Genomic DNA, 16,906 nt, shown 5'->3' with positions numbered 1-16,906 from the left:
ATTTCTGTTATCAAAAACCACCATAAAAATCCGGTTACGGGAACCGGACTTTTATGGTGGTGATAGTAAAATAATGAACTTAATTAGTATTTGATCAGCTTAAGCGTTTTCACAACTTTATTATCGGCTGTGATCTGGAGCAGGTACAAGCCAGGCGCCTGTGCTTTGTTGCCAAAGTCGAGACGCTCATTGTACGCTCCGCCGCCTGCATTGCTCAACACTTTTGCATATACCAGGCTGCCTTTGCTGTCGAACAGTTTAGCTGTCATCACGCCGGCATGCGGTGTACGGTCCATGGAGAGATTTACAAATGTCTCAAACGGATTCGGATACGCTTTTACCTGTATTTCAAGTTCCTCGTTGTTTGTTGTCAATTCAGGTTTGCTGGTGTAGGCCGGCTGAACTGCTGCAGTGGTAGAAGTCTTGCGACCCAGCTGCTGCAGGTTGGAACCGGAGTTAGGATCGTCTGATGTCGTACCAACTCCATAGCTGCTGATCACCAGGGCGCCTAAGTAAGCAAACTGCGACTGAGGACCTAAATAGATATCGATATATGCATAACCGTTTTCGTCTGGTCTGATATTATCTATCTGTACAGTTTTAGTTGTATTGTAAGCGCAATCCAGGGCTACTTTCACGCCATTCACTTCGTAAATGGATGTCCTGTCGCCACCTGCATCGCGGCTGCCGAAGAAGGTGAACGTATAGGCCTGCGACTGGTTCAATCCATCCACTCTCAATCTTGCCACGTTCAATCCATCTACCCAGTAAGAGGATCTTAATACCAGGTCAGGGTACACGCCGGAGTTGTTGCCTGTTACCTTTCCGTAAATGTTATCACCTACGAAATTCTTAACGATAGTTACTGCCAGTCCTGAGTTGTCACCCTGGTCTGTTTGCAGGTTTGCATAACGGTCGCCCTCATAAGGGAGGGAGTTGGTAGCATTCCATGGAGCGCCGGCCGGTTGGTCGCGGGTGAATTGCAGGTACATGGAGTATGCATAGGTTTGACCATTGGCGATATTACTATAGTCGGAAACCGTTGTAGCGGTGATAGCCCTTACTTTATAGTAATAACCGGTGTTTTCTGACAGGCCATTGTCCGTATAGCTGTTGCTGTTAGCAGGCAGGGTTGTCAGCTTGGTATAAGTACCATTTGGTGAACCGGCCCTGTACACTTCATAACCGGTTTCGTTGCTGGCGTTATCCTGCCATGTCAATGCAATAGTGCTCCTTGATTTTCCTAATGCCTGCAATTGAGTAGGGGTGTTAGGAATTCCGAGGTCGGTGTATGCCTGTATCACCAGGGCATTGATATAAGCGTAGGAAGAACCGCTTGCACGTTTGATGGTGAACTCGATCTGTCCGCTCGCATCAGGTGAAAGCCCGTTGAGCTGAACCGTATTCTTCGTATTGCTTGCAGCGTTCAGGGTAACTGTTTGGGTACCTACTGTGTATTCAGTATTACGGTTGTCAGCTACATCTGCGCGGCTGCCAAAGAATATCAGGTTGTATTTCTTGGTAGAAGAGAGGCCGGTGATCCTGATACGTTTTGCATCCACTGCCGATTCGAAGAAGGCTGTCTGCATAACATTGTCCGGATATACGCCGCTGTTGTTGCCTGTTACCGCTCCCAGGGTGTTGGAACCTGCAAGGGCGTCTACCAGGGTAATGGTCATACCGGAGGCTGTTCCATCATCTGCCAGGAGGTTGCTGATTGCACGGCCTGCATAAGGGAACGTGTTAAAGCTGTTCCATGGAGCGCCAACGCCATTTGTTTCATTGAAGTTCACATACACCGCGGTAAGGTTCTTGTCTTTTACTGTGATGCTGAAGGTTTTGGTAGCAAAGTCTCCGTTGCTGTCTGTTACCTTCACAGTGATGTTGTTATAAACCCCAACATCTCCGCTGCCAGGCGTCAGTGTAATGGTACCGGTACCGTTGCCGTTGTCTGTCAGTTTAGCAAAGGATGGTAAGCCGGTAGCAGTGATGGTAAGGGTTTTACCTACATCGCCTGTTGCGCTGATGGCAACATTCACTGTATCGGTTGTTTTAATATTCACATTGCTGATCGCTGCCAGAACCGGCGGAACATTCGCTGTAAGGATATTAGCCGTATCGCTGAATGCAGAAGCGCCGTAAGAATTTACAGACCTTACCAGGTAGTAGTAACGCGTACTGCCGCTGATATTGCTGTCGAGCGTGCTGGTAGCGTTGGCAGGAGTTGTCTTCACCAGGGTGAACGGACCCTGAGGAGCCGTAGCACGGTGAACTTCATATCCTGTTTCGTTATAAGCGGCATCTGTCCAGCTTACTTTTACTGCGCCCGGAGCCAGTTGGGCGGCAATATTCCTTGGCACTACCGGAGGCTGATGATCGTCGAATGCTGCTTCGATCACCATCGCATTCAGGTAGGAGAAGGATGAACCGCTGCCGTTGATGATATCGATCAGCACTGAACCTGTTGAATCAGGAATTACATTACTGATGGTAACGGTATTGGTTGTATTATTTGCCGCGTTCAGGGAAACGCTAGTACCATTGATAGTATATACGGAAGTACGGTTATCGGATACTCCGCCTCTGCTGCCAAAGAAGGTGACATTGTATTTGTAGTTAGCACCCAGTGTCAGGCCTTGCAGTTGCAGGGTTTGTTTGGCGCCTGCGCCGCTCCACCATGCTGTCCTGATCACATTGTCAGGATACACGCCGGAGTTGTTGCCGGTAACTGCGCCTGAAATATTGGTACCGTTATTTTGATTCTGCCATGGTGAAATTACCTTGAAGCCAATGCTGGTAGCGGTGTTTGTTGAATCTTTCAGGTTTGGATATACGTCGTTCTGTACCGGAGGTTTATTGGTACTGTTCCAGTAACCGCCCGGAATGCTGCTGCCATCGTTAAAGTTGATGTATACCACCTTGCTTGGGTTAGTGGTCTTAACAGTAATAGTAAATGTTTTACTGTCGATACCGCTTTTACCGTCGCTTACCGTTACTGTAACCGGGTAAACGCCCGCATCTCCAAAGCCTGGCGCCAGCTGGATCTGTGCATTGCCATTGGTGTTGCTGAAGGTTGCAAAGGAAGGCAGACCTGTTGTGCTCCATGTCAGCGCATCGGATGCATTCTGATCGGTTGCCGTCAGGTTGATCTGCGTACTGCTGCCTGCAGACATGCTCAGGTCTGATACTGCGTTCAGCACAGGAGGGTAGTTGTCGTTAACCGTTAACGTAAAGCTCCTGGTGGCAATACCGCTATGCTGATCGGTTGCTTTCACCTGTATGGTGTAAACTCCCTGGTCGCCAATGCCCGGGTTGAAGGTGATGGTACCTGTACCATTGCCGTTATTAGCCAATGTTGCAAATGCAGGTAATGGATCAACAGTGCTCAGGGTAATGGTTTCATTATCCGGATCTGTGGCTTTCAGGTTCACTACCACCTGGGTGCCATATCTCATACCGAGGTCAGAAATGGCCTGCAATACAGGAGGCGTGTTGTAGGTAGTTACACCCACTTCATTACTGAAGGCGCTGTTGCCGCCATCGTTCTTCGCTCTTACTTTATAGTAATACAGGGTATTTGCCAGCAATGCCGTATCTCTGAACACTGCTTTGCTGCTATCGCTGGATGCTTTGGTAGTAAGCAGGAGATAAGTAACATTATTGCCAACAGAACGATAGATGTCAAATCCTGTTTCGTTGTTGGAATTGTCGTTCCATTTCAGGTCAACGATGCCGGAGGCTGTAGATGTTCCTGTCAGGTTGCTTGGCGCAGTCGGAGCCGAAGGTAATGCCAGGGTCGTTGCGCGGATATTATTATTTACGAACACGGAATCAGGGATCGCTGTTTTAGCGCCATTACCGCGTTTGTATGAAATGGTGAATGCTGCTCCGCCGCCTGACTGGAAGTAGGTTGTGTAGAAGGCATGACGGCCTGCAGACAACGTAACTACTCCGCTGCGTTCAGTAGTACCCTGCAGGTAGTCGTTGTTCACCACGCGGTGTCCTTCATCAAATCCATCTATATACAATTTACTGCCATCGTCGGAAGACGTATAGAAGGTATATTGTCCGGATACCGGGATATTGATGTAACCAGAGAAGCGTAACGCATAGTTCACATCCCTGTCTCTTACCGCCAGTGTTACGTTTGGCACCATGCCGGTTTTCTTCGGCGTCAGGCTATTGAAGTCTGGCAGGTTAGAGTAAGAGTTTGCCTCATAATATTCATACTGCAACCCGCTGATGTCGCTGAGCGAAGCTCCTGCGGTACCATTTTTATTCAGCGCTTTAACCTGGTAGTAATAGGTAGTCTGCGGCGTTAAGCTGCTGTCGGTATATGAAGTGGCGTTAGCCGGTGCAGTAGTAACAATAGTATACGGACCTGCCAATGATGTTGCGCGGTAAATTTCAAAGCCTGTTTCATTGTTGCTGTTATCGTTCCAGGTAACCTGGATCTTATTGTACGATAATGCAGTGGCTTTTACATTAGTAGCAGCGGCAGGAACAGGACCCAGCGTAATGGTGTCGGCATACGCGCTGGCCGGGATTTCCTGGCGGCTGGTAACGTTCATGGCTGTACTCTGCCAGTACACTTTCATATCAGCTCCGCCACCTTGCTGGAAGTAGGCGATAGTGATAGGATACACTCCGGCTGCAAGGGTAATAGTACCCGCTTTATAAGTGCCGCCGTGTAAACCATCGTTATCAACCAGCGGAGTAGCGCTGTTATTCAGATACAGCCTGCTGCCGTCGTCTGAATAGGTCTCGAATTTATAAGTACCGGATGCAGGTATCCTGATATAACCCTGCCATTGTATAGCATAGTTAATATCAGATAATCTTACGCTCAGGTCAGGAGTGGCCGATACGCCCGTTTTAACAGGTGTTAAGGTGCTGAAGTTAGGCAGCGTACTGAAAGTGCCGCTGTAATATTTATACGTCAGCCCTTTAGAAATGGCAGGCGAAGAAACCTGGTTGCTAGGGGTAGACAGGTTGCCGGATTTATCGCGGGCCACCACTTTAAAGGTGTAGATCTGCCTGTTGGTAAGACCGTAAGCGGTAAAGGTTGTCTGGCTTGAGTCTACAGTATAGGATTTCTGTCCATTGATGTAGATGTCGTATTTATCAATACCTACATCATCTGTAGATGCAGTCCAGGAAATACCGATAGAAGAACGGGTAACAGTGGTAACTGTAAGATTGCCCGGAGGGGTAGGAGGTACGTTATCGAACAGGGTAGTGCCATTGGCTTCATTGCTGACAGCCGCAGCTCCTGTGTTGTTAACGGCTCTTACAACATAATAGTATTTTTTATTGGAAGCCAGTCCCTGGTCTGTAAACGTCAGTACGCCTGCTCCAACTATACCGGCAAAGGTATACGGTCCCCCGGCTGTGGTAGCGCGATAGATCTCGTAACCTGTTTCGGCATTGGCCTGCGAAGCATTTTTATTCCAGCTAAGGGTCAGGCTTGTTTTGGTCTGATCTGTTACCAGCGCGCCGTATGCTGCATCCGGTTTGTTAGGACCATTGGAAGGAACTACGGTGAACGGAGCAGAATAACTGCTGGAGCAACCATATAACTCGGTTACTTTAACAATATAGTTTCCTGCCTGCCTTACAGCCAGCGTATTTTTAGTGCCTAAGGTTACTGTTGTATCTGCGGCGTTCTTCCATACATAAGAAGTATAGCCGGTAGGAACCTGCAATACTACGCTATCCTTGCCGTCAGGGGCAGGGATCACTTTACTCATCAGGCCGGCCAGTTGAATGTCTGGCGATACAGTAGGCGTTTTAATCCTGATCTTAACAGGAATAGGAGACCAGTCGCTCCAGGTGCTGCCGCTTCTTACCCTGGCATCATATACGCCAAGTGTTGTTGCTACATAAGTGTTGCCGGTAGCGCCGGAAATGAGCACGCTGTCCTTACGCCATTGGTATTCATCAAAACCGGCGGTCAGGCCCAGCGTAACGTTGATCGGATCGCCGGGACAGAATTCTGTTCTTCCGCCTACAGCCCATGGATTGGCTTTGTTAGCACGGTTCATGAACGGGAAGTAGTCGGCTTCTGCCCATGCTTTATTCCAAACGCCGTGGCCTTCGCCTGCATAGATGGTCAACTTCATATTACCGCCTGCTGCAATAACGTTGTTATATAATGTGGTGGCGTTGTTGGCAGTGGGGTTGGTGTCCAGTTCGCCCTGGAAAAGCCATACAGGGGTGTACTTGAAAGTATTTACGTTGTTGATATAGTCGACATAGAAACCACTGATAGGTGTGAATCCTGCAACCATTTTAGGATATCTCAGGGAGAAATCCCAGGTGGAAGTAGCGCCTCCGGAAAGGCCTTCTACCATAATACGGAATGGGTCAATATTTAACTGAGGGATGAGAATGTTGTTGATCAGCTCTGCGAGTACATCGTACTGCGGATTGCCGAAAAATCCTGATTGGTTTTGAGGATAAATTAAGAAGCCATCGAAGGTACCATTGTCTACCTTGTTTTTGTGTGTTTCACCACCGTGAACCAGTTGTATCTCGTTGTCGTAGATCGTTCCTTTTTCACCGATACCGTGAAAGAACATGATCAACGGGTACTTTTTCGGGTTCGCGGGATTGAAATTTTTGGGGAATTTCAGGCGGAATGGAACTCCTTTATAAATGTAGCATTTATAAGAGGAAGCATCCCATCCTACGCGTGCGGTACGCACCCATTTACCGATACTGCCCCAGGCAGGTTCGGTGGGTGGAGCGGCGGGATTGTAGGTTACCACCGAGTCATTCGGATCCAATACGCCTGTTTGCCCGAAAGCAACGTGCATACCCAGTCCGAAAATGAAAAAGAGTAGTAGGTAAAGTTTTCTCATATATGAAGTATTGACTCAAAACAAATTCATGACTGCTGAAAAGGACAGGACGCGACAAAACACTTATATCACAAGTATATCAGCAGGTGTAACAAAAATTTTTAAGCGGGGGCAATCCTGGATCAGGATATGCGACCGTGGACGGTCTTAGATAGGAATGGAAAAAAATATTGGCAGTATTCGATTTGCAATCTTTTGAAGATGCTTGTCGCTGCAAGATACAGCACTAATTTCAATCTTTTTTTCACTATTTGGTGAAATGCAGGAATTAGTTGATTAAAGGCGGCTTTAGTCGAATAACCGTTAAAAAACTAAAGTTTGCAGATAAATGATGATAATTATTAAGATGATTTATTTTTTAATATAACCGCTGCCGTTACGCTTCAACCGCTTCCGGGGCAACAGTTTTTTTACGTGGACCATGCAGGATATCACCAATGAAACTATACCTGATAAACCATTGATATGTTGCCAAAGCGATCAGGCTGGTGATCAGTAATACCAGGCCGAAACGCATAGCGCCGGGTACGTTTGTGTAACGGAAAAGGATCTGCAGGCTGGCAACCAGCGAAAGGTGCACCAGGTAAAGCCAGTACGATGCATCGGCGATATATTTCAGGTATGGGCGCTCGCTGTTCAGGTAACGAAGGAAAAAACCGATAGCGCCAAACACAAGGAAAATTGTTTGCATTGCAGCAAGCAGTTTGGCAGGTATGGTGGTCGACAGTTGCCCTTCCGGCGTATCGTTAGCTAAAATATAGAACATACCCCCCGTGAATATAATACCCGGCAGAAGGTAAAGCCAGGTATGCCTGGCCAGTTGGAGAAATGCTGACTGGTTGTGATGCAGGTGATAACCTACAATAAAAAAGAAACCATAATAAAGGAGGTGCGACACCTTGGGTAATATACCCGTCGATACCTCAACAACAGACTCCCGGAAGAAGATAACCTGGATAAATGCCAAAACAATTCCGAGCCCCAGCACCTGCAAAAAAGAACCGGGATTGAGTTTTAACCTGAAACGCTGAAGCGGCTTAATTCGTAATACTGCCAGCATTACTCCGTAAAAAATCACCAGGTAATAAAGGAACCATAAATGAGCCATGCCATTCCACCTGAACAGCTGCCTGTAAAACAGATGCTTGGCTTCCTGCACCGGCAACTGGTCTGCAATAAAGTACTTGTAATATAAAAATGGCGCAATGGTAAGAGGTAAAATAAAGATCAGGCTGCCGGCAAACGGAATTACAATACGTTTCAACCGGTGCCTAATAAATGCGCTTTCTCCTATTTTCTTATACAACAGGCAGGCAAAGAAGCCCGCTACCAGGTAAAACAACTGCATCCTGAACGAGTGGATGAACAGGTACAACCCGTCGAAGAACCAGGAATGATACTGGTTGTCTGACGGCCAGGTAGGGTTGGGGTAGACCTTATAGGCAATAGATGCATGCAGTACGATTCCCAGTAACATGGCAATTGCTCTTAACGCATCCAGGCCGTATATTCTGTTGTTCTGTTGCATAAGTGATGCTATTTAAGCAGCCCTGCGGGCTTTTTCCCAGGCGGCGCTTTGTTTCCCGCCAATAAAACGGATAAATCCTTCGTATACAGATATATTCATGAATACAAAGTAAAAAGGAATAAAAAGCCATTTGGAACGGCGCTCCCTTTTTGCCTGCCTGTATCCGGCAAATGCAGCAGCATAAGCTGCCAGTTGAGCGGCAAGGAAAAGCTGGTAAAATACGGCGCCTCCGTTAAGCACGATGAGCAGGTTGCTCAGCAGCAAAAGCGCCAGGGAGAGGGGGCTCAATGTCCATCTCAGCACCCGGTGAGAAATATAAAGGAAACTCACTACGGGGTACCTGAAAATATTCAGCAGTGGCAACAGTATTCCCATTGCCTGGAAACCGCCGGCGCATATCCGCACTTTTCGTTTATGCTCTTCCGTGATCGAGAAGGAGGGCGCTTCCATTGCATAGGCGTCGGGAGCATAAGCTACCCGGTAACCGGCCATATTCACCCTGAGGGAAATAACAAAATCGTCCAGGACCACCGATTCCTCCACCGGCTGGTAAAGCGCCGTACGTACGGAGAACAGTTCTCCTGCGGCGCCCACAACGGTGTAAAGAGATGCGTCCATACGCTTCAGCAATGATTCGTATTTCCAGTATACTCCTTCCGTGGATGCAGCTTCGCCGGCTTTGCCAATTACTTTTTTCTCTCCGGCTACGCCGCCGGTATTTTCATCTGCATAATGTTTAACAATATTTCTGATCGCTTCTTTATTGAGCAGGGTATTGGCATCGCAAAACACGACGATTTCGCTGTTCACCTGTTTCATGGCTCGGTTGATAGCCGCTGTTTTTCCATGCCTGCCCGGCTGGTGCAGCAACTTTACCTGCGGGTACCGGGAAATGATTTCCGGGGTGCCGTCTGAAGATCCGTCGGTTACAAAAATGATCTCCAGCTTCTCCGCCGGGTAATCCAGCTCCAGGGTGTTCAGGATCTTCTGTTCTATAAATCCTGCTTCGTTGTAAGCAGCGATCACCAGGCTGACGGTCGGCTCAATAGGCGCTACCAGGGGCTGTTTTTTGTTAAAGAGCCGTTTTACCGCTACCAGGAGGTATAGTAATATGCCATACCCCGCATAGTTATAACTAACGATGAACAGGCTGGCAAAAAAAATAGTGTATAATAGTAGTAACATGATCAGGTATTAGTCAGTGGCCCAGCATTTTTGCCCCGGCTGCAGGGGTACGCAACCTTTAAAGCGACCGGGTATATATTCATATGCCATTTCTTTGGTAGCGCCCTGTTGCGAGGTACAATACCCGATGATGGCATACTTCTTAAAGGTGGCATAGAAGTCATCACCCATTATCTTTCCCGACACTTTCCCGAGTATCCCCGGCAGGGGCTTACCCTGTTTTTCTATATGGGTCATAACTTCACTACGCTGACTGGCATTGCATTCCATGAACGTTTTGCCGTATTTCGACCGGCAATGATCTGCTACATCAAGCAGGCCATTGATGAACCGGTTCTGCGCTTTTTTGGGAGTACAATCTTTTACCAAAGTAATGATACAGTCGCCAACGCCGGCCGATTTGGCGCCGGGGGTATCCGTTTCAGGGATCAGCGTTTCCGCCAGTTCCGCGATCAGTTCCCGGTGCGTGTCCAACTGTCCCAGGTCAGGAGTGCGGCTAAGCCTGCGGTAAGTAACTCCCGCCGTTCCTGCTGCGGCAGCTCCGCCAAGCAGCAGGATTCCGGCTATGGCCTTTCTTCTGTTCATAATAAACTTCTGTTTTTATGCTGCCACTACTTCCTGTTCTTCCTCGTAGCGTTGTAACTCTGGAATTGCAACAGCCATTCATAGATATTCATACCGTTTTCACGGTACTTCGGATTATAGAACATATGCCAGCAACAATGTGCGCCAGGGTACACGGTAAGTTTGGTAAGTCCTGGTTTATACCTGTTGGTGCTGTCTATAGCCTCTTTGGCATTGTTCAGGAAGTAGTCGTCCTTATCGCCTGCAAAATACCAGGTATGGATACCTGCGTTGGCAACCAGGTTGTAACGCTTCAGGTGATCCGGTTCTACCCGGGCTGCCGACATGGTAACGCAACCTGCAATGCGGTTAGAGAGTTCTTTGTTCTGTGTCTTGGCTGATTCAACAGACCATCCGCCGGCGCTGTAACCGGTCAGGTACATCCGGCTGGTGTCGATAGGATATTTTCCTATCACATCGTCCAGCATGCGGCTGACATCCTGCGGGGCAAACGACCAGCTTTCGGCCAGTGGCGCCAGTACAATGAACTGGTATTTTTTGCCGTCCTTTTTATTTACTGCTTCTATTTTCTTTCCTTCTTTCAGTTGCCTTGTAACGCCTTCCCTGAATATTTTGGAAGGATCGTTTCCTGCAATACTTCTCCCGTGGAAGCAGACCAGGAGAGGGTATGTCTGGCCGGGCTTTACATCTTCCGGCACATATATAAGTGCCTGCCTGGTTTGCCAGACATTTATCCTGACATCTATTCTTTGCATCGGGGTATATTGCCCTTTTGCCATTACAGCCGCCAACAGGAAAGCCAACAGCGCGTATATTTTCCTATACATATTTTCGTTTTCTGATCGCCCGGTAATTATAACTTCAGCATCACCTCTTCGAGGGACATACCTACTACTTCTTCCAGGTCTAATTTAGATTTGCGTAATAATTTTTCCAGCTCGATCTTCTTAACCATTTCACCGTTATAGGAGCGATAGGCTTCTTTGTACTGTTCCAGCGAAACGCCGTCCTGGTTATTGCGGAATTTTTCTTCTACCTGGCTGAAATGCAGCAATGCATCTTCCAGCAATGGGGCATGCAGCTCGTATAATTGTTTGTTGGCAGCGTAGTCTTCGTAGAGGTTGAGTACTTTGGATTTAATGGCCAGTACTTCCGATTCTCTCTCTTTATCCAGCAAACGGCCTTCTGCTTTTACGCGTTTGGTTTCGTTAGGGATCTTGAGCAGGTTGCCGATCGGCAATAATACCCCGAAGTTATAACGAGGGTAGAAGACGTTGTTCGTGTTGGAGTTTCCTTTGATGGTAAACTCATTCAGGTTACCCGCAGCAGAGAAGTGGTTTAACCACTGGGCGCCTACTATTCGTTTATCATACTTGTTGATTTCTTTACTTACAGCGTATTTGGTGATGGCCGGATTTTGTAAGGCCAGCTCTACCAGCTTGGCTTTAAACCTGGCTACGTTACTTGGATCAGCAGGCAGTTTCAGTAAAACAGAGGTGTCTTTCCTTTGAAGTTGAGCCCAGCTGGAAAAGCTGATGCACAAAAGTAAAACAGCAGTGATAATTGTCTTCATGATTGATTATTTAAAACGTAGAGATATTTTGCTTTTAATACAATTGCCATAAAGGCATAGAACATTAGAGATGATTCAACTAATGTGTTGGCATCCTGTGCGTATTCGGCAAGGGCCATCCCCAGCATGGAAGCTGCGATTCCCAGCATGATCAGTTTGTCGAGATCATTTTTGAGTTTAAAGTAGTTAACAATGGCGATCTGTATCAGGAAGAAGAAGTTGCCTGCAAGCAGGAAGATGCTTACCCATCCCGTTTCCAGTATGGCGCGCAGATAACCGTTATCCGTCATAAAGTTCGCCAGCTCGTGCCCGGGGTAAAATACTTCCCCGTTATAGCCGGTGGTCATTAATCCTCCTCCTATAGGATGCGTGTAGATGTATGGTTGAATTTTATGCCTGTTCCGGTCACGAACATTCACTGATTCATCTTTCTTTCCGAGGAAAGCCGTTCTTACCCTTACTATGGTCGGGTTGCTGTGGAAAGGTCCGAACAGGACCACCAGTGCCAGGAACCCGAAGGCCATTGCTATGAGAATAGTGTTTTTGTTATGAAGATTGGCCAGGAAGAATAACATCAGCCCCGCAGGCACCATCACATAGCCGGTACGGGTGCCTGAATACCCAAGTCCCAGCAACTGGAACACAATGGCAAACACCAGCCAGAACTTCTGCGATGGCTTCATGGCGTATTTAGGCGTCGTCAGGAGGATGGTACACAGGATCACGTTGCAGGCCATGATAATGCCGAAGGAAGCGGCGTCCGACATGAACGAGAAGATCCTGATCCCCGCCTGTATCATCGTGGTGCTGAACCTGGCAGGAAACTTGGCAATGAAAGCCTTTTCATAAGGCATCAGTCCAAAATGCTGCTGCAAACAGGCATAGATGCCGGCAAGCGTGCCTATCGCAATCCAGAACTTGATGAACCTCCTGATATCCTCCATGTTGTTGAATACATTCAGGCCCAGGTAGAGGAACAGCAATCCCCTCACAAATACCCGGATCATTACCACCCAGGCGGCAATATTGTGACCGTAAGGGTTGGCAATACCCATTACCTGTACCAGCAGATACAGGATCAGCGACATCAGCAACGGATCCTTAAGCACCTGTACCTTCTTGATAGTAGGATCGCCCCGCCTGATAAAGCATCCCAGCAAAGTGCACAGCAGCAATCCATCTATAATCACACCCACGTTTTGCTCGTTGCCCGACAGCTTTTCCAGTACAGGCACCGTTAACCCGATGGTTACAACTACATAGTAACCCAGTTTGTAATTAACCACGCAGACCAGGCAAAGCGCCAATCCCATGATCCCCGCAACAAGCGCTATCCCCAATTTCAGATCCTGTGATGCCAGGTAGGCAACCGCCGGAACCGACAGGAACCACAGTATATAAAACAACACACGCGACAAAGTCTTTTTAAACGCTGGCATGACGAATGAATATTAAAAGAAAACAGTTTTTATCAATAACAACAGGATGATGACGCCGGCAAACAGGATAAGCAAATTCTGATGCAGTCGGTCGCTGACCACCTTCTTTACTTTTTTTTGTCTCATGTCCTTAAAGTGTTTGCAGTTACAGGCTCCCGGCGTTCTTTAAACGGCCCCACGAAGAGGAACTTCATTCCCAGCATCACGCATAAACGATAAAGAACGATAGAGAAATAGATCCCTGTTGCCATGAATATTAAGATCAGTACCGATCCCCTGATGTGAAAGTGTCCTTCGTATAACAGTCGCCTGCAGATGAAAATAATTCCAAGGTGCAGCAAATAGATATACAGGGAGTAATTGCCTATTACCTGCAGGAATTGCAGTTTTCGGCTGTTTGCCAGAACCATGGAGATCATGATCACTAACACGCCGCCCAGCAGCGTCAACACAGATATATAGAAAATATTCAGCTCCGGGTGTATCATGCAGAAATACTGGACCGCTATAAAAACAGGAGTGAGCAACAGTATTTTCTTTGGAGATGCCAGTTGCTGCTGCACCTTTTCTTCAAAGAAAAAGGCTACAGATAAATGCCCAAGGGCAAAAAAAGCGTAATAAAGCGTGATGTCAGTAAGGGTGCTGATATCTCCGGTGTAAGGTTTTAAAGCCATCAGGCCAAGTCCGAGTAATAATTGAGCAAAGGCATTGAGTTTAAACACAACGGTAGTGAACATATAGAGAACAGATACGTTGAACAGCGCAAGCAGGTACCACTGCTGAAACATGCTCCTTGGGTGTATCAGTATGTCTAAATAATTCATGAATCCCAGTTTGTGATTGGTGTATTGCGAAAAAATTATCTGTAATGTCGTCTGGATCAAACACCACAACAAGTATGGATAAAGAAGGGTGTTGACCTTATTGATAAAGAAGTTCCGGGATCCTCTTTTTCTCAGGCTCGATGCGAAAAAAAGGCCTGACAGGAAAAAGAATAACGGCATCCGGAATCCATACATCATCTCGTTTATATCCATCAGCACCGGGTTGATATAGGCCCCGGCATAAAGCAATCCGTAAATGACATGCCTGTACGTTACAAATATGATTGCGATCCCTTTTGCATAATCTACCCAGGCATATCGCTGGGTAGATGGCGGACTGAAAGAAAAGAGTTGCTTAACGGTTTCATGTAATTTCATCTGTTTTTAGTTGTTTTAGGGGTTCAACTAGCACAGGCTACAGATCTATATAATCTTCGTTGATATTATTTAATACTGCACCCAGGAGCTTGCCGTCCAGGCTTTGCAGGAATTGTATAGAATCTTTGTCGTTTTGTTTTAACGATGCTTTTGAATTGAACACAGCGATAACCCCTTCTACGTAATGTTCAAGCTCTCTGCTATCGGTATAATCATTCAATGGCGCGCCTTCCAGCAGGATAAAATCATAATGCTTCTTCAGTTCCTGTAAATAATTCAATAAGTGATTTTCCGGCAGGATCTCTGTTGGCGTATAGTCGCCGCCTTTACATCCTATCACTTCAATGTTGGAAACAGCGTAGGTAGTGATCAGCGGTTTTACCTTCTCATATGAAAATTCTTCCGGTGCAACAGAGAAAGTTTCCAGCGTTGGTTTGGCTTCCAGCTGCAGGGTCAGGTCGTTGTTGCAGAAGTTGGTATCAATAACCAGCACGCGTTTGTTGCTGAGACTTAAACTATAGGCAACAGCCTGCACCAGCGTGGTTTTTCCCTGTTGGGAATTGGTACTGGTAAAGAGGAAGATGGATTTCCCGCTGCTCTCGATCTCGAACCTGAGTTTTCTCAACAGCTCCCTGAAACTATTCATACGTTTGCGCACTGCATCATAGTCTTCTGCTTTTTGTTGCAGCACTTCCAGGATGCTGTATTTTTTCAGGTCTGCGTGGTTGATGGTACTAATCAGCTTCAGGTCTACATTCTTTTCGAAGATAGAAGGCGACTTGATGGATGAATCAAAGAACTCTTTGAACAGGATGATCATCGAAGACAACATGAAGACTGCGATACCCGCCATTCCCATAATGATCGCGCGTTTGGAGGATTCTGGTTTGAAGGCCGGTTGTCCTCTTAACGTTTGTTTGAAGTTGTCCATCGGCGCGGTGCGGTTATCGATGGCGCTGTTCAGTTTTTCTTTCAGCTTATTATACTCATCCTGGGCTAGCTGCAGCTCCTGGGTGAGGGTGCTTACCATAGCTTCTTTGTTGGCATAGGAACCGATAGAGCCTTTCAGGGCACGGATCTTTTGTTCCAGTATCGACCTGTTCTGGTTGGATGCTTCCAGGTCGGCTTCCAGTCCCGCTTTTTTGGTTAACAGTTCTTCCTTGCTTACCGGTACTCCGTTTACGGTGGTAGTGGTAGTGGATGGATAGCTTTGCAGTTGTTTTCTCACCGCTTTGATCTTATCCTGCAATGCTTCGTTATTGCTGCCCGTCCTGATATATTCGTCGTTCAGGTCGGTGAGTTGCTTGCGAAGCGCGAGGATTTCGCTGTTATAGTTATAAGCGGGTTTACCCTGCGTGATGCCGCTGATCTGCGCATTTAAAGCCTGGATTGAAGAAGAGATAGAGTTGGCATTGGCTTTTTCATCAAGTAGTGATTTTTCCAGTTGGCTGATCAGCGACAGCTCGCTGCTGCTGGTGGCTTCGATATTCACCACACCGGCAGAGGACTTGAACATCCTTAACGCTTCTACTTTTGCATCGAGTTCCTGTTTCTTTTTATTTACCAGTTCCTCGAAAGTGGATACGTTTTCTACGGTACGTTCAGAACGCAGGCTCCGGTAGTATCGGATAAATTCTTCGTACAGGGTGTTTACTGCAAAGGCAGACTGTTCGGGGTTGGGAGATCTGTAAGAGATATCTATATAGTCAGTTCTCGGCAGACGTCCTACATTCAGTGTTTTGCGGATCGATTCGTAATCAAATTTGCAGAGCTTCATATACTCCAGGATCTTGCGTTCAGCAGGATGGTAGGAAGTAAGCATTTGCAGCGAATCAAGTTTCTGCTGGCAGATGCGCAGCGCTTCTTCTTTATTGAACTGTTTGTATTCCGGTGTTTTCAAATCATTCTCCGTGAGTTTGGCGAACGGTTTGCCGGATGTCAGATCGTGGATAAGCAAACGATAGGAGAGTAGTCCAACTACCAAAGGAGAGTTAATGGTTTGTACAACGTTTTCAAATTTTACATCAGATTCATAGATGTTGACATTCTCGTCGCGCAGGGTGATCTGGTCTTTGATGGTGAAGCCTGTCGACATCTGGGCGTTAGATTCGTAAAGTCGTGCTTTCCCGATGGTAAATACAAAGGCCAGTGCTACTGCGGCAACGGTGCTGATGATGATCCACCATTTCTTTTTCAACAAAGCCTTTATAAAATATATTACCTCCATATCAATTATAAATTTTTATCAATTATTATTTTTTAAAAAATCCGGTTATACCGGATAAGCAACTGCCTGAAATTGGCGCAGGTTGCTGCGATTATATTTCTTCCCGGGGTAACGATATTGATGCTTAAACCTGATGGTTCGGGCATACGCACCGCGGTGTATAGAATGCTGTTGGTAACTAAAAGAGGTAAGAAATAAATCAAACCGGCTTATTAGCTGGTCTTATCGAAGGATGTGGTTGAGGAATTAAACGCGGAGTATCTGGGCAGGTAAAGCTCCCATAATATATTCAGCCTTAGGGCAT

The 16,906-nt window shown here is 46.9% G+C and carries 9 protein-coding genes; all 9 read right to left on the bottom strand.

The genetic code is table 11. The features are described 5' to 3' along the window. Positions 1-83 precede the first annotated feature (83 nt). The 9 genes from BLV62_RS12605 to BLV62_RS12565 all read right to left on the bottom strand — a co-directional run bounded on the left by BLV62_RS12605 (position 84) and on the right by BLV62_RS12565 (position 16,602). On the bottom strand, positions 84-6,863 hold the full coding sequence (locus BLV62_RS12605; protein ID WP_089762128.1) for a fibronectin type III domain-containing protein: 6,780 nt from the start codon (positions 6,861-6,863) through the stop codon (positions 84-86). 376 nt (positions 6,864-7,239) lie between these two features. Continuing rightward, entirely contained in the window at positions 7,240-8,391 is a 1,152-nt protein-coding gene (locus BLV62_RS12600; RefSeq protein ID WP_089762127.1) for an acyltransferase family protein, read from the bottom strand. A gap of 12 nt (positions 8,392-8,403) precedes the next feature. Next, positions 8,404-9,576: a glycosyltransferase family 2 protein gene (locus BLV62_RS12595; protein ID WP_089762125.1), complete on the bottom strand. Its 1,173-nt coding sequence runs from the start codon at positions 9,574-9,576 to the stop codon at positions 8,404-8,406. A gap of 9 nt (positions 9,577-9,585) precedes the next feature. Next, entirely contained in the window at positions 9,586-10,161 is a 576-nt protein-coding gene (locus BLV62_RS12590) for a gluconate 2-dehydrogenase subunit 3 family protein (RefSeq protein ID WP_089762124.1), read from the bottom strand. A gap of 26 nt (positions 10,162-10,187) precedes the next feature. Continuing rightward, on the bottom strand, positions 10,188-10,988 hold the full coding sequence (locus BLV62_RS12585) for a carboxylesterase family protein (RefSeq protein WP_089762122.1): 801 nt from the start codon (positions 10,986-10,988) through the stop codon (positions 10,188-10,190). 26 nt (positions 10,989-11,014) lie between these two features. After that, positions 11,015-11,734, bottom strand: coding sequence for a TolC family protein (locus tag BLV62_RS12580; RefSeq protein WP_089762120.1), 720 nt, complete (start codon positions 11,732-11,734; stop codon positions 11,015-11,017). Beyond that, complete coding sequence (locus tag BLV62_RS12575; RefSeq protein WP_089762118.1) at positions 11,731-13,173, bottom strand: O-antigen ligase family protein; 1,443 nt, start codon at positions 13,171-13,173, stop codon at positions 11,731-11,733. Before BLV62_RS12575 ends, BLV62_RS12580 begins: the two co-directional genes overlap by 4 nt. Positions 13,174-13,295: 122 nt before the next feature. After that, the gene (locus BLV62_RS12570; RefSeq protein ID WP_089762117.1) at positions 13,296-14,375 is read right to left on the bottom strand and encodes an acyltransferase family protein; all 1,080 of its coding nucleotides are present in this window, start codon (positions 14,373-14,375) and stop codon (positions 13,296-13,298) included. A gap of 37 nt (positions 14,376-14,412) precedes the next feature. Then, entirely contained in the window at positions 14,413-16,602 is a 2,190-nt protein-coding gene (locus BLV62_RS12565; RefSeq protein WP_089762115.1) for an exopolysaccharide transport family protein, read from the bottom strand. Positions 16,603-16,906: the final 304 nt, after the last annotated feature.

The organism is Chitinophaga terrae (ex Kim and Jung 2007) (assembly GCF_900107795.1).
GTDB classification, from domain to species: Bacteria; Bacteroidota; Bacteroidia; order Chitinophagales; family Chitinophagaceae; genus Chitinophaga; species Chitinophaga terrae.
This window is presented reverse-complemented; position numbering and strand designations above follow the sequence as displayed.

What these genes read in the sequence shown, in the direction of transcription:
- BLV62_RS12575 (WP_089762118.1), bottom strand. Translation starts at nt 13,173, where the DNA reads ATGCCAGCGTTTAAAAAGACTTTGTCGCGTGTGTTGTTTTATATACTG.
- BLV62_RS12570 (WP_089762117.1), bottom strand. Translation starts at nt 14,375, where the DNA reads ATGAAATTACATGAAACCGTTAAGCAACTCTTTTCTTTCAGTCCGCCA.
- BLV62_RS12580 (WP_089762120.1), bottom strand. Translation starts at nt 11,734, where the DNA reads ATGAAGACAATTATCACTGCTGTTTTACTTTTGTGCATCAGCTTTTCC.
- BLV62_RS12595 (WP_089762125.1), bottom strand. Translation starts at nt 9,576, where the DNA reads ATGTTACTACTATTATACACTATTTTTTTTGCCAGCCTGTTCATCGTT.
- BLV62_RS12590 (WP_089762124.1), bottom strand. Translation starts at nt 10,161, where the DNA reads ATGAACAGAAGAAAGGCCATAGCCGGAATCCTGCTGCTTGGCGGAGCT.
- BLV62_RS12605 (WP_089762128.1), bottom strand. Translation starts at nt 6,863, where the DNA reads ATGAGAAAACTTTACCTACTACTCTTTTTCATTTTCGGACTGGGTATG.
- BLV62_RS12600 (WP_089762127.1), bottom strand. Translation starts at nt 8,391, where the DNA reads ATGCAACAGAACAACAGAATATACGGCCTGGATGCGTTAAGAGCAATT.
- BLV62_RS12565 (WP_089762115.1), bottom strand. Translation starts at nt 16,602, where the DNA reads ATGGAGGTAATATATTTTATAAAGGCTTTGTTGAAAAAGAAATGGTGG.
- BLV62_RS12585 (WP_089762122.1), bottom strand. Translation starts at nt 10,988, where the DNA reads ATGTATAGGAAAATATACGCGCTGTTGGCTTTCCTGTTGGCGGCTGTA.